Below are 14,454 nucleotides of genomic sequence, written 5' to 3' on the forward strand. Positions count from 1 at the left end.
AAAAAAAATCCCACCAGTTGGCGGGATTTGTAGTCGTGCTATTTACATACTGCAGATTTTACAACTTCGGGCAATACAGATTGTGCATCAGACCAATAACAGCTTCCGCTTCTCTGCTATTCATACTGTAAAACACTGTTTGCGCTTCTTTTCGAGTTTTGACCAGCTTATTGCGACGCAACAATGCCAAATGCTGTGACAAAGCCGATTGACTCAACCCCAGTTTATCGTTCATTTCACCAACCGATAATTCGCCAGCGAGTAGATGGCACAGGATTAACAACCGACGTTCATTCGATACAGCCTTCAGCAATTTAACTGCTTTAGCCGAGTTATTCACCATATCTTGTAAGTTCATTTCAGTTTCACCGTGCATGTCTAGACGTCTCATTATCTACCAGCAGCCCTGCTGTATACAATAGATTAAAGTGAAATAAGTAACTTTTTTACGCAAAAAGTGAACTGGTAAGACCTTATTTATTACATATATTACATTTTTGCTAACAAAATTCAATCCGCGTCACTTGGCTGAAACGAAGCTGGCCATGTTTGTCAGCGAACTTTCCGCACATTATAACGCGCTAATTCAGCTAAATCATACCAACCTTTTGTTAACGTTTGTATCTGAATGCGTGAACATTTGGCTGCAACTGGCCATTGGCTAAATGAGGCAAGCTCCGCAATACAAAGGTTCATTGCAGGATGCGATAGAATTGTTCACGTGCTAAAGTGAACCCAGTTTCCTTCTAACCACTCACCGAATCGAATTGAGCCATGACTAAATCACTGCTGACCCTGACTGCCGCTTTGTTATGCCTGACGACTTTGCCTGCGACTGCCGACGAACAATTGGCCTATAAACTAACTGAAGAATTAACGGTTGAGATCGGACCGCGACTGGCCGGCAGCCCGGCAGATGCCAAAGCAGTTGCTTGGGCCAGCAACAAGTTTCAGCAACTCGGATACGATAAAGTCTGGACAGAACAGTTCACCACGCCATTTTGGCAACGCGGCAACGCCCGACTGGAAATTATCAGTCCTTTCCCACAATCGCTGGTATTAACCGCGTTAGGTGGTTCAGTTGGCACCGGTGCTGAGGGGATCTCTGCCAGCATCGTGATGTTTAACAGCCTGGAAGATTTAATGCAGGCCAAGCTAGAACAGGTTTCGGGAAAAATAGTTTTTATTAATAAAGCGATGACCAAAGACAAGATTGGCTCGCAATATGGCAAAGTTGTTGGCGCCCGCTCTAAAGGTGCGGTTGAAGCGGCCAGATTAGGCGCCAAAGCTATCATCATTCGCTCGGTCGGCACTAGCAACAACCGCTTTGCCCACACTGGTAAAATGAGTTACGAAGAAGGCGTCCCTAAAATCCCGGCTGTCGCCATTTCAGTGCCGGATGCCATGCAGCTAAGTAAAATTATTGCAAAAGCACCGGAAGCAAAATTACGACTGGATATGGAAAACCATACCCAGGACGCCGTTAGTCACAATGTGATTGCAGAAATTACTGGTTCAGACCGACCGGACGAGATTGTGCTGATTAGTGCGCATTTGGATTCATGGGATCAAGGTACCGGCGCTTTAGACGACGGTGCTGGGGTTGGGATTGTGATGGCGACCGGCGCGCTGATTAAAAAGTTGGGACAGCCGAAAAGAACCATCAGAGTTGTATTGTTTGGCAATGAAGAAGGTGGTTTAGTCGGTGCCAGAGCTTATGCAGCAAAACACGCAACCGAATTACCAAAACATGTTGTTGCCACAGAATCAGATTTTGGTGCAGGCCGGATTTGGCAGTTTGACAGCAAATTTGGTCCACAATCTTTAAGTTTCGCTAAAGAAATCCAGCAATTACTGAGTGGCCACGGTATTTCACTTGGCAATAACAAAGCTTTCGGTGGCCCGGACGTATCGGTGATTGCAGCACTTGGCGTACCGGTAGTCTCACTGGAGCAAGATGGCACTGACTATTTCGACTATCACCATACGCCGAATGATACTTTTGATAAAATCGATCCAGCCGCACTTGCACAAAGTCAGCAGGCCTGGATTATCACCACTACTGCACTTGCAAACTCGACCTTAGATTTTCGAAAATAATGGCCAAACCAATTAAACCCGTTTCGCTGCTGTCGCCTGATACAACACGTCATAAAAGTAGCAACAGCAACAAGCCAGCAGAAGTCGGGCTAACCAGCCCGGCGAAGGCTGTGCCTCTGAGTACCGGAACAAATGGTTCAGGCGCAAAGCACAGAATATTGAGCTGGTCTTTGGCCGTGTTGCTGCTGGCATTGCTGCTGACACCAAAACCAGAATTGATTGTCTACCAACAGCTGAATATTCAGGCGAAAAGTGTGTATTGGCCAGGTTTTTTTGGGATGGGTGCAGGCCTGACCGATAGTCAGATGTTGGTTTTTTTTGATAACGAGCGTCGTGAAATGCGGTTGTGTTATGCCGGAGAACCAGCAGTCCAATGCAGCAAATATCAAATAATTTATCGCGGTGGTTTGCTGGATGTGGGTCGTTATTTATTGGACCTGCATTAAAACAGGTCCAATTCAATATTTTTAAAACACAGTTGGTGGCAAATTCGCACACCAGTGTGGCCAGTCAAACGTCAGATTGACGCTCTGGATCGATCCGGAGACTGATGTTTACGCTGACTGTTCCGCATCAGCCAGATTTGCAATCCAACCACAATAAGCACCAGTGCTGACGGGTACATATATTTATTGCTGCTCAGTTGCCACAACAACAACCCACCGGTAGCGTATACAAAAGGCTGTAATTCATAAAGCCAAAACGGTAACGAGCCGTGATGGGATGTACTGTGTTTTAAATCGCCCCGCCGATGATCTGAGCGCAGGATCCAGACTAAAGCACCAGCAACGATCAGGATTAATCCCGACAGCACTGCCACTAAATGACCCAGCAACGACATCGCAACAGCGCCGGTGCTGATATACACGTAAGGTAGAACCTCATATACGCGGTTGGGCAACATTTTAAACTCCATGTTGGGCAGAACTGCACCGTTTTCCAATTGTAGTGTGAAACTAACATTCTGTCGTTTTTACACCCATCTGCTAAACCAGCTGCAACCGACAAGCCACCTGCGCCATTTACGCGTCGGTGTATTTCGTTTGTCAGCCTGCTACCGTTATAATCCACTCTCAGGTGGATCTGGGGACAAATAATGGTTGATGATGACTTTACGCTCTTTCTGCAAGAAATGGCAGATGTCAAACGGTTGAAAACCGACGTTTTAACTGATGAGAACGGTGAACACTTGCCAACACTGGCACAATTGGCCCGCCGTAAAGCAGCCGAACTCGAACCTGAGTACGATGCCAACTATCTACGGATGGAATATGTTGACCTGGTAGCGCCTGATGAAGTGCTGGCTTACAAAAAAGATGGTGTGCAGGAAGGCGTGTATAAGAATTTAAGGCTGGGTAAATATCAAATTGACGCGACTTTGATGTTGTTAGGAAAAAACCTGACCGACGCACGCCGCGCTTTGTTTGAGTTTGTAGCGGATTGTCACCAGCGTGGGATCCGGACACTGTTAGTTCACCATGGTATGGGCCGCGATAGTAAACCGCAGCCGGCAATTTTGAAAAGCTACACCTATCAATGGCTGAAACAAATTCCGTCAGTGCTGGCCTGTCATACCGCACAGAAAAATCACGGCAGCTATGCCGCCACTTATGTGTTACTGCAGAAAAATACTGAACAAAAACGTGAAAACCGGGACCGGCATCAGAAAAGTTAACGCCAGCAGTATCACTGTTTACCGAAATTGCATTATAAATAATAGAACTACATATTATTCACTATGTTATATGGTGAACCACACCAGCGTACATCCGATATAAAAATACCCTCAACAGAGGGTATTTTTATCAGCTGCTATCCGTAGCAATTACAACGGCATCTCGATGCAGTTGTCAGGTCTGTTTTACATCAAACAACAGGCCTCGGCTGTGGTTAAAACTGCCGATAACGCCATCAAAATCACCACGACAGCGATTGCGGTAAAGCCAAAACCACGACTGGACGCTTTACTCATAAACCAACCTCAAATTATTTTTGTTATTTTGTGTCCGTAATCGCGCTCATAGAGCAGCCGCTACAGTACGTCAAGCAGTGTAGTCAGTTTTGGCTGTGGATACAACATACAAACCGAAGCTAAGTACTTATCGTTGCATATATTTTCGGCAATATTTATTTTTTAGCGGCAAAATACATCATCCTTGAATGCACAAAATTGGCGGCTAAAGCTGCTGTCGGGTAATCGCTTGGCATTTCCTCATCTTGTTGCTCGGTCTGCGAGATCACAAAACCGGCTTGTTGATAGGTTTTTAACGCGCTGGGGTGATCTTCACTACAGGTATGAACCCAGACCCTGCTGGCTTGCCATTGCTGAGCCAACGCGATAGCGGCTTGCGCTAATCTGGTACCAAGCCCACGGCCAATAAAGGCCGGTAACAAACCAAAAAACTTCAGCTCAACACTGTTATCCTCATGTTTGCGCAGTTCGACAAAACCAGCCGGTGTGCCTTCTTGATACAACACCCAGGTACGGACATTGCCGGCTGTCAGGTAATCCAACCATTGCTGATAGGTCCAGCTTAAGCGGCTGAACCAATGCCAGTGCGTGCCAACAGCGCAAAATAAAAACTGACTGAGATCCGGACTGGCGATTTTCGCTTCGGTCAAGGCGACCCCTGCCGGCCACTCCGGCAATACCACTGCGGCTCCCTGATAATCCAGATACCAGGTGGTGACGTTTACAAATGCCATAACGCTTTAATATTCCTCGATGTTCCGTAATTGCCTTGGGTGATTTGAGCGCCCTGAAGCTCTTAGCAAATCCCCAGCTGCGCTACCAGTCACAAAACCCAACGTTAATCTTTGCGTTTAATTTGTGCCAGTCTGGCAGCTATATGCTGTTGCGCCGCTTCTTGCTGCAAGCTCTGGAATTGTTGTCGAAATTCAAAAGCGACTGCGTCGTCCTGACGATAACAACTACGCAGTGCCAGCATCGAAAGTTTGGTTTGACGCACCAACTCGGTTGGCAAACTTGCCAGCCCAGCCGTCAGCTGTTTTGCCCTGGTGAGTAACTGATCTTCCGGCCATAACTCTTTCACAAAACCAGCCGCCAGTGCTTGTTGCGCCGACAAACGTTCGCCACAGAAAATCATCGCGGCGGCCTGCTGCCAACCGACCAATTGCGGCAATAACCAGCTATGACCACCACCCGGATGAATGGCGAGCTGGAAAAACCGGCTTTCAAACCAGGCTTGTTCGCTCGCCAGCCGAATATCACAGGCCATCGCCAGATTCATGCCGGCACCTAAAGCCGGACCATTCAACAAGGCGATAGTCAGCAGTGGGCTGTGGGCGACTGAGGTAAAAGCCGAATAAATTTGTTGTAACTCTTCGCCATCACCCAGCGCCGCTTGTTGCAGTGAAGCTAGATCGGCGCCAGAGCAAAAAGAATCGTCGCGGCCGGTGACCGCCAGCGCTTTAATATTTGGGTCCAGTGGTAATTGTTGCACCGCTTCGGCAATCGCCAGAGCGCTGTGTGGGGTCAACAGGTTTCGTTTTTCGGCACTATTGAGCGTCAGTACGGCTAAATGGCCGTGTTTTTCTAGTTGAAATGCTGACATTAATAACCTCGTTGTTGGCAGACCAGATTCAGCAGCGGCAAACCAGCCAGACTGCGACGGTAATTTTCAGCAATTTGCGCCACCGCCGTATCGGCATTGGTGACCGCTGAAATATGTGGCGTCAGCAGAATAGCAGGATGTTGCCAGAACGGATGTTCAGTCGGCAAAGGTTCGGTGCGGAACACATCCAGACATGCAGCAGCGATATGACCGCTGTCTAAATTCTGTAATAACGCCAGGTCATCTACTATAGCGCCTCTGGCCACGTTGACCAGAATTACCCCTGGCTTTAACAACGCCATTCGCTGCTGATCCAGCAAATTTTCAGTCAGTGCTGTGAGCGGTAGCAAACAAATCACCAGATCGGCATCGCCAACCGCATCGGAAAAAGCAGTTTCACCAGCAAAACACTGCACGCCCGCCAGCGTTTTTTGTGATGCCGACCAGCCACTGACTACAAAACCCAAACCTGCAAAATGACTGGCAACCGCCTGACCTAACTCGCCGAGACCCAAAACACAAATAAACTGCAATTTGCGCGGGCTTCTGGCTTTCCAGATTTGCTTACGCTGCTGTGCACTGAACTCATCGAGTCGCAACTGATAATGCTGTACCACACCTTGCAGGTATTGCAGCATCGATTGTGTCAGCATTGGGTCAACAATTCGCGCCAGCGGTAAATCCGGTAAAGTTGGATCGATCAGAATATTGTCAACGCCAGCACCAAAGGATTGCAAAGCTTTCAGATTGGACATCTGTGACAAACAACCTGGCGGCTGACGCCATAATACCGCCATGGTAACAGCCTCTGGCTCCTGAACATCAGGCCAGATTTCGATAGCCACGCCGGGCAGTTGTTGTTGTAGCTTTTGTTGTAATTGATCAAGTTTACGATCGGGGATCACCAGCGCAATAGACATGTCCACTCCGGATAACTGCAGTTAAGGCATTTTAACAAAGCGCACCCGAGCGTCCAGCAGATTATCGATCTGCCTACCACGACTGTAGCGCTCGCCATGCGATGACCGACACTGCTCGAAATTTCCACAAATTGTCATAAATCTGTGACCAGACAGTCATACCTCAGGCTTAGCCTTGCCCTGACCGCAGCTTGGTATAAGAACAGCGCAGGAGCCTTTATGATCAGCGTAGAAAAAATGGTGCAACAACATTTGCCGCAACTGCAGCAACAACCCTGGCTGGAAAAACCAGTGACCGGGGCGCTGAAACATTTACTGCATGAACAGGACTTTATTGCTTTTTCCGAGCAGTACCCCCATCTACAGGGCATTGAATTTATTGAGCAAGTTCTCGATTATTTCAAATTCAGTTACACAGTACGCGACAACGAGCTGGAACGTATTCCAACTTCTGGCCGGGTAGTGATTATCGCCAATCATCCAATTGGATCCTTGGATGGACTCGCGCTGGTAAAGCTTATTCATGACATTCGCCCTGATGTGAAAGTCATTGCGAATCAATTATTAAGCGCAGTGACGCCGCTCCACGCCATGTTATTACCGGTGAATAATATGCAAGGTGGCACCGAGCGGCGCTGCATCGACCATATTCACCAACATCTGGCGCAGGAAGGCGCTGTGATTGTGTTTCCGGCTGGCGAAGTGTCCAGGCTAAAACCGAATGGCGTGCGCGACGGTAAATGGCACGCTGGCTTTTTAAGGTTTGCCCGATCTAGCAAAGCACCGGTGTTGCCGGTGTATATTGATGCACGCAACTCGGCATTGTTCTATGGCGCCTCGATGCTGTACAAACCGCTGGCGACCATGTTGCTGGTGCAGGAAATGTTCCGGCAGAAACATAAAAGCATCAGCATGCGAATTGGCGAGCTGATCCCTTATGACAGCTTTGCACAGTTGCCGATGGAAACCCCAGCTATCGTCAAACTGTTTAAAAAGCACTTGTACCGACTGGCGAAAGACAAAAAACCGCTACTACGAACTCAAACCGCTATTGCTCATCCGGAAGATCGGCGTGAACTGCGTAAAGCCATCGAAGCTTGTCAGTTTTTGGGGCAAACCAGTGATGGTAAACAAATTTTTCTATATCAATCGGCCAAAAGCTCGCCCATCATGCGCGAAATCGGCCGGCTGCGCGAAGTATCATTCCGGGCTGTTGGTGAAGGCAGTGGCGCCCGTCGCGATATCGACCGCTTTGACAGCTATTACGAGCAATTGATTTTATGGGACAAAGACGATTTGGAGATTGTCGGCGCTTACCGGTTTGCCGACACCAGTAAAATCATCGCAGAACAAGGCCTGCAGGGGCTTTATACCGCGTCGTTATTCACCTTTAATCAGCAAATGCAGCCCTTTTTGGCGCAGGGACTAGAGCTTGGCCGCAGTTTTGTGCAGCCGAAATATTGGGGCAAACGCAGTCTGGATTATCTGTGGTACGGCATTGGCGCATATTTGCAGCAAAACCCACACATTCGCTATTTATTTGGTGGCGTCAGTCTGTCAAACAGTTATCCCAAAGCGGCGCGCGATTTACTGGTGTACTTCTATACCCTGTACTTCAGCGAAGAAAACGACACTGCTATTCCGAATATTCCGTATCAACTGCCGTTTGAAACTTTGGCGCAGCTACAACAGCACTTTTCCGGTACCGATTACAGCGCTGACTTTACCCAGCTCAAACACCTGCTGGCGCATATGGGCCTGAATATTCCAACTTTATATAAGCAATACAGTGAAATCGCTGAACCCGGTGGCGTGCAGTTCCTGGCTTTTGGCATTGATCCAGACTTCGCTGATTGTGTGGATGGTTTGGTGCTGGTGGATTTAACCCGGTTAAAACCGGCGAAAAAACAACGGTATTTGGGTGACGATATGACGCAGCAAATCCAAGCCACTGTTGAGGCATAAAATTTGGTCTGATCACACTCGTTAGAATACCTGAAAAGACAAAACCGCCATCTGGCGGTTTTGTTCTTTAAATACCAAGCATATTTAGTGCTTTGGCACTGAGCCTTTTAAACCGTAAAAACAAATATAGGCATAACAAAACACTGGCAGGATAAACGACAATTGCAAACCAATGGTATCTGCCAACACGCCTTGCAATAATGGCACTATCGCACCACCCACAATCGCCAGACACAATACGCCGCTACCCTGGCTGGTGTATTTACCAAGACCGGTCACCGCCAGACTAAAAATGGTTGGGAACATGATGGAGTTAAATAAACCAACCGCCAGAATAGCCCACATCGCCACCGAGCCAGACGTGGTCATCGCCACTATCACCAGTACTGCAGCTGCCACGGCATTAAATGCCAGCACTTTACCGGCTGCAATTTTTTGCATCACCGCGGCACCAATAAACCGACCGACCATAGCGCCACCCCAGTAATAACTGATGTAAGCGGCTGCTGTTGCTTCCGGTAATCCGGCAATATGCGGTTCACCTAAAAAATTCACCAGAAAACTGCCGATGGCCACTTCCCCACCGACATACACAAAAATACCTAAAGCGCCCAACATCAAATGGCTGTACTGCCAGGCTGAACCAGCATCGGCATCGGCAATGTTGCTTTGGTGATGTTCAGCGACTGTCGGCAGTTTCAGCATTGCGAATATTGCAGCCAGTACTAATAAAGCCGCTGCCAGCATCAGGTACGGCACTTGCACCGCAGCAGCTTCTTGAGCTTTAAATTCAGCAGTTCCGACTTCGGCAGCTGCCGCCGCCAGAATTAATAAACCACCAAACCAAGGTGCGATTGTGGTGCCAAAGGAGTTAAAAGCCTGGGTCAAGGTTAACCGGCTGGAAGCCGTCGCCGCTTTACCAAGGGCTGTGACATATGGGTTGGCGGCAACTTGTAAAATTGTAATGCCAGATGCCAGTACAAATAACGCAACCAGAAATAGTGGATACGCTTGCACTGAAGCCGCTGGATAAAACAACATACAACCGACTGCAGCTATCAGCAAGCCAATGACGATGCCGCGCTGGTAGCCGGCTTTTTTCACCAGGTAACCGGCCGGAATAGACACCAGAAAGTAAGCGCCAAAAAAGCAAAACTGGATCAGCATGGCCTGGGTGTAATTCAGATCAAACACATTTTTCAAATGTGGGATCAGAATATCGTTCAGACAGGTAATAAAACCCCAGATAAAAAACAAAAAGGTCAGACTGGTTAAAGCAAAATTATAATTCTGCCCGTTATCCGTCTGACCCACGCTAGCGCTGGTGGGTGTTGTTATTGACATACAATTTCTCTTGTTATGGTTTGTCTATCCTGTGTGTACTTAGGCTGCGACTGATGCAGTTCTCTCCCCTGCCATGCTGTAACGCCAAGGCCTGCGCCGCAAATAAGCTGTTTGTACTATACCCGCGCCCCTGCTGATTGCAAAGTATCCGCAACAACATACGTATGTAATTTTTCAACAAAACTGCGGGTATTGCTAAGACTGAGATTATTTCTCCGCGAAGGTCGTATTGCCCGCTTTGCTACGTCAACCTGTGGCATCAAACGAGTTTCGGGCTATGGATATAAGCGCTAAAGATTGTTTTAAATCAAGTTTTCAGACAAAGGCACCCCATCCAACCACCATAGTTTGATCCAGCCCAAAGTTTTCAGCAGCCGTCGGTGCACAATGCGCGCAGTTGCATAAACCCATCCGAAGATGAAGGAATTGATCATGAAAACAACTCTTAGTATGTTGGCGCTGGCCATCGGCACCCTGACTTCCGCGTCAGCGCTGGCCGAAATGTCTGTGCATAATATTTCAATCAATGTTGGCGCTATCAATGTCGCACCAAACGACAGCAGCACTTCACTCAACGTGGTGGAAAGTGTTGCAGGTCTGCCGGCTGGTTCGACGGCTGTTGACGTCAATAGCAATACACAATTAGGTGTGACAGTAGATTATAAAATTGACCACAACTGGACACTGGAACTGATTGCCGCAACCCCCTTTAGCCATGATATTGAAGTTAAAGGTTCGGCCATTGACGGCCTGGACATTGGCAACACCAAACATTTACCTCCTACTTTGTTGGCGCAGTATCACTTTGATCTTGGCGACAGCAAATTAGACCCCTTTGTTGGTTTAGGTCTGAACTACACCAAGTTTTTTGATTCCTCAGCGTCTGGCGCGTTAAAAAGCACTTTGCAAGCGCTCAAGGTAGCCAACGCCAATGATGACGTTGATTTAAAACTCAGTGACAGCTGGGGCCTGGCAGTGCAGGCTGGCGTGAACTACAAACTCGACAACAATTGGGGTCTTCACTTTATGGTCAGTAAAATGGACATCGATACTGTCGGCGAAGTCAGGCTCAATGGCGGCACCATTCAAAGTGTTGACGTGCAGATTGACCCGCTGGTGGTAATGGCCGGCGTGCGCTGGAGTATGTAATTTGTTAATTCGGGGTCAGAGTCAATTGTTAACAGGATAAAGTTAACATTTGACTCTGGCCCCAGAGTTTACATTTAGCTGTGAAGTTCAATCACCCGATCGACCGAAGCAATAGTTTCAGGGCGATGGGCGATAATGACTCTGGTGATCGACAGTTGTTGCATCGCCTGGCTAACAAAAGACTCGGTTTTGGTATCAAGATGACTGGTGGCTTCGTCCATAAATAAAATCCGTGGCTTGCGGTATAACGCCCGCGCCAACAAAATTCGCTGCTTCTGGCCACCTGACAGCGCCGATCCCATATCGCCAATCAAACTGTTGTAGCCCATCGGCATTTTACTAATGTCATCAGCAATCGACGCCATCTGCGCGCAGGCGATGATCTGTTCCATGTCAAAACTGTCATCAAAAAAGGCGATATTGTCGCGAATAGAGCCGGATAACAGTTGATCATCCTGCATCACCGCAGCGATTTGACCGCGATACTGCGCCAACCCTAACTGTGCCAGTGGAATGCCGTCTATCAACACCTGGCCCTGTTTCGGTTGCAACAACCCCAACATCAGTTTCATCAGCGTGGTTTTACCACAACCAGAAGGGCCAACTAAGGCCACTGATTCACCGGCCTGAATGTTCAGACTAAGATCAGCCAGCACCGGCCCGGTCACATCACTGTAGGCAAAACTCACACCCCGAATTTCCAGATTGCCGTGGATCTGATGTGGCCGCACTTGTTCAGGGTAAACTTGTTCCTTTTTGGTCAGGGCTACATCACCCAACCGCTCAAAATGTAAATTAAGCATGCGGAACTGAATGGCTTTTTCAATCAGTCGCGCCATCCGCTCCATAAACTGGCTTTTATAGGCCATAAACGCAAACAACATACCGGTACTAAAACCACCGGCCAGTACCAGTTTCGCGCCTAAATACACCACCAGAATATTCTCCAGACCAAACAACAAACGGTTGCAGGTCTGAAAACTAATGTTAAACACGCCAAGCTGCATATCTTTGTTGGTGGCTTCGACATTCAGATTTTGCCAGCCGCCTTCGCGTCTTACCTCGGCGCCAAACAGTTTAATAGTCTGAATTGCCCGCACTGTTTCGATGAAATTCGATTGCTCTTTGGAATCCGCCAGAATTTTTTGCTCAGTGATATGCCGAACTTTGTGGTACAGCGCCAACCGGAACAAAGCATACAAAGCCACAGCCGCTAGCACCACCACCGAGAGTTGGGGACTATAGATAAAAATGACAACCAAAATCGCCAGCGCCATCACCCCATCGATCAGGGTTTCAATCAGCCCCGTGGTCAGCAGTTCACGCACCTGATTGAGGGATCCAAAGCGCGATAACACGTCGCCGATATGGCGTTTTTCAAAATAACCTAAAGGTAGCCGGATGAGATGATGAAATAGATTCGACGCCATCTGAATATTCAGCGAATTACCAAAATGCAGCAGCACAAAACTGCGCACTGTATTGGTGGTCACTTCAAACAGCAGTACCAACGAAAAGCCAACAGCGAGAATAATCAATAGATTGTCGTCAGATGTTAGCAGCACATCGTCCACCACCAACTGCATATAATAAGGCGCAACGAGTGTGAACAGTTGCAGCAATAACGACAGCGACATCAGCAGGAATAACGAGCGTTTAAAGCCGGTGATTTTTGACCAGAAATCCGATAAGCCAAGTTTACTGACGGTCTCTTTGCTGCTGAAATCGGTGGTTGGCAACAATTCCAGCGCAATGCCGGTAAAGTGATTGGAGACTTCTGACAACAACATCGTTCGCTCGCCGTACGCCGGATCCAAAATCACGCAGCGACCGGCTTTGACTTCTTTCAGCACCACAAAATGATTCATGTCCCAGTGCAAAATGCAGGGTGTGCTAAGCGCAGCCAAATCATCCAGTTCAATCCGCAGCGGCCGGCTGGTCAGCTCCAGTCGTTCGGCGAATTTCATTAAATCCAGTAAAGTGCAGCCTTCTATCGATAATTCGAATTTTTGCCGAAGTTCATTTAAATCAGTGTGATAACCATGAAAGCCGCTGACCATCGCCAGACAAGCTAAACCACATTCCGCGGCTTCGGTTTGCAGCACTAAGGGTAAACGCTGACCACTCCACCAGGTAAGTTGCGCTGCCGGATTGTTCATCATAACCGTCCCTGAATACTGTAAATCGGGTCAAATAACCACTGTAATAAACTACGTTGTTCAGTGACAATATCGGCCTCCAGCGACATGCCGGCTTTGAGCGGCAACTCGCGGTTATAGGCACTGATTTGCTGCGCACTCAGTTTTAGCCGCAACCGGTAACTCGGTTCCTTCAACATCACGTCGGTCACTTCATTGGGCAACAGCACCGTGCTGCTGACTTCAATAATTTCGGCTTGATGCACGCCGAAACGCTGATATGGAAATGCGTGATACCGAATACGTGCTTGCTGACCGGGTTCGACAAAAGCGATGGCCCGGGTTGGTAAGTACAAAATGGCCTCTAGCTGATTGTGCGCAGGCAGAATACTCAGCGCCGACACGCCCTGATTCAGTTGCTGACCTTCTTTTACCAGTAGCGCACTGACTACACCTGCGACCGGCGCAATGATCAAGCTGCTTTGTTCGTGTTGCAGCCGTGCCAGCTGGTTTTTATGTTCGGAGATTTGCTGCTCCAGCTGCGTCAGCTCTTGCTGATATTGCAGCGGCAATTGTTGCAACAGATTTTGCTGCTGTGAAAGTTGCTCCGACAGCGCCAATTGCTGACCATTCAGCACTTTGTCCTGCTGCTGCAAAGACAACAATAAATCGCGTTGCCGGTTGAGTTCAATTTCCGAAATGTAACCGGTGCCGTTAAGCTTTTGCAGCTGAGTGACTTGTTGCTGGTTGAGTTTCAGCCGCTCGCCAAAGGTGCGGATCTGTTGATTTAATTCAATAAGTTGCAGCTCTAGACTGCTAATTTTTTGCTGGGTTTCTGTCAGCATTAATTGATGTTTCTGCTGATTTTTATGCTTTTGCGCCAGCAATGCGTCCATCATCGACTGCCGTTCCTGCAATAAAGTGGCATTCAGTTCCGGCTGGCCTTCAGAGTAAAGGCGGGACTTTAACTGCAACAAAGGCTGGCCTTGCGTCACCAGGTCGCCTTCTTTGACCAGCACGCGACTGACCACCCCTGCACTGCTGGTTTGTAACCGGACTACGCCTTGCTCTGGTTGCAATAAACCAACAGCGGTTTGTTTACGCTGATAGTCGCCGCTCAATAAAAATATAAGACTGATCAAGGCGATAGTGCCAATTAACCAGGTCAGCCATACCAATGCTGGTGGCCGGGTTAAGCTGACTTCACCTTGCAAACGTTGTTGTTGCCGGGCGACAGCTTCAGGGCGAAATAGTGAATTCATC

Annotated in this window: 13 protein-coding genes; 5 read left to right on the forward strand and 8 right to left on the reverse strand. The window is 48.2% G+C overall.

Going from position 1 to position 14,454, the window contains the following annotated elements:
• Positions 1–58: 58 nt before the first annotated feature.
• Entirely contained in the window at positions 59–358 is a 300-nt protein-coding gene (locus A5320_RS16525; RefSeq protein ID WP_068068145.1) for an ArsR/SmtB family transcription factor, read from the reverse strand.
• A 416-nt stretch (positions 359–774) separates the two neighbouring features.
• On the opposite strand from A5320_RS16525, the gene A5320_RS16530 reads away from it, so the two are divergent.
• Together A5320_RS16530 and A5320_RS22005 are read left to right on the forward strand one after the other, a co-directional pair.
• Complete coding sequence (locus A5320_RS16530; protein WP_068067408.1) at positions 775–2,100, forward strand: M28 family peptidase; 1,326 nt, start codon at positions 775–777, stop codon at positions 2,098–2,100.
• A 158-nt stretch (positions 2,101–2,258) separates the two neighbouring features.
• A complete protein-coding gene (locus A5320_RS22005) occupies positions 2,259–2,546 on the forward strand; it encodes a hypothetical protein (protein ID WP_157605973.1) in 288 nt (95 codons plus the stop codon).
• 71 nt (positions 2,547–2,617) lie between these two features.
• Here A5320_RS22005 and A5320_RS16540 read toward each other — a convergent pair whose 3' ends face one another.
• Positions 2,618–3,004, reverse strand: coding sequence for a hypothetical protein (locus A5320_RS16540; protein ID WP_068067415.1), 387 nt, complete (start codon positions 3,002–3,004; stop codon positions 2,618–2,620).
• A gap of 192 nt (positions 3,005–3,196) precedes the next feature.
• Here A5320_RS16540 and smrA point away from each other — a divergent pair, with 192 nt between their 5' ends.
• On the forward strand, positions 3,197–3,775 hold the full coding sequence (smrA, locus tag A5320_RS16545; RefSeq protein ID WP_068067418.1) for a DNA endonuclease SmrA: 579 nt from the start codon (positions 3,197–3,199) through the stop codon (positions 3,773–3,775).
• Between the two features lie 452 nt (positions 3,776–4,227).
• Here smrA and A5320_RS16550 read toward each other — a convergent pair whose 3' ends face one another.
• The 3 genes from A5320_RS16550 to A5320_RS16560 form a co-directional block, all read right to left on the reverse strand.
• Positions 4,228–4,806 (reverse strand): GNAT family N-acetyltransferase, encoded by a 579-nt coding sequence (locus tag A5320_RS16550; RefSeq protein WP_068067421.1) that lies wholly within the window; start codon positions 4,804–4,806, stop codon positions 4,228–4,230.
• Between the two features lie 104 nt (positions 4,807–4,910).
• Positions 4,911–5,675, reverse strand: a complete 765-nt coding sequence (locus A5320_RS16555; RefSeq protein WP_068067424.1) for an enoyl-CoA hydratase-related protein — start codon at positions 5,673–5,675, stop codon at positions 4,911–4,913.
• Entirely contained in the window at positions 5,675–6,595 is a 921-nt protein-coding gene (locus A5320_RS16560) for a 2-hydroxyacid dehydrogenase (protein ID WP_068067427.1), read from the reverse strand. Before A5320_RS16560 ends, A5320_RS16555 begins: the two co-directional genes overlap by 1 nt.
• Before the next feature lie 219 nt (positions 6,596–6,814).
• Between A5320_RS16560 and A5320_RS16565 the strand changes: the two genes are divergently transcribed.
• A complete protein-coding gene (locus tag A5320_RS16565) occupies positions 6,815–8,560 on the forward strand; it encodes a GNAT family N-acyltransferase (protein ID WP_068067428.1) in 1,746 nt (581 codons plus the stop codon).
• Between the two features lie 84 nt (positions 8,561–8,644).
• Here A5320_RS16565 and A5320_RS16570 read toward each other — a convergent pair whose 3' ends face one another.
• Entirely contained in the window at positions 8,645–9,904 is a 1,260-nt protein-coding gene (locus A5320_RS16570) for a sugar MFS transporter (RefSeq protein WP_068067429.1), read from the reverse strand.
• Between the two features lie 432 nt (positions 9,905–10,336).
• Here A5320_RS16570 and A5320_RS16575 point away from each other — a divergent pair, with 432 nt between their 5' ends.
• Positions 10,337–11,053: an OmpW/AlkL family protein gene (locus A5320_RS16575; protein ID WP_068067432.1), complete on the forward strand. Its 717-nt coding sequence runs from the start codon at positions 10,337–10,339 to the stop codon at positions 11,051–11,053.
• A gap of 74 nt (positions 11,054–11,127) precedes the next feature.
• On the opposite strand, the gene A5320_RS16580 is transcribed toward A5320_RS16575, so the two are convergent.
• Both A5320_RS16580 and A5320_RS16585 read right to left on the reverse strand, forming a co-directional pair.
• Positions 11,128–13,215, reverse strand: coding sequence for a peptidase domain-containing ABC transporter (locus tag A5320_RS16580; RefSeq protein ID WP_068067435.1), 2,088 nt, complete (start codon positions 13,213–13,215; stop codon positions 11,128–11,130).
• The gene (locus tag A5320_RS16585; RefSeq protein WP_068067437.1) at positions 13,212–14,453 is read right to left on the reverse strand and encodes an HlyD family efflux transporter periplasmic adaptor subunit; all 1,242 of its coding nucleotides are present in this window, start codon (positions 14,451–14,453) and stop codon (positions 13,212–13,214) included. Before A5320_RS16585 ends, A5320_RS16580 begins: the two co-directional genes overlap by 4 nt.
• Between the last annotated feature and the right edge of the window lies 1 nt (position 14,454).

Origin of the sequence: Rheinheimera sp. SA_1, from assembly GCF_001669775.1 — a bacterium.
GTDB lineage: Bacteria > Pseudomonadota > Gammaproteobacteria > Enterobacterales > Alteromonadaceae > Pararheinheimera.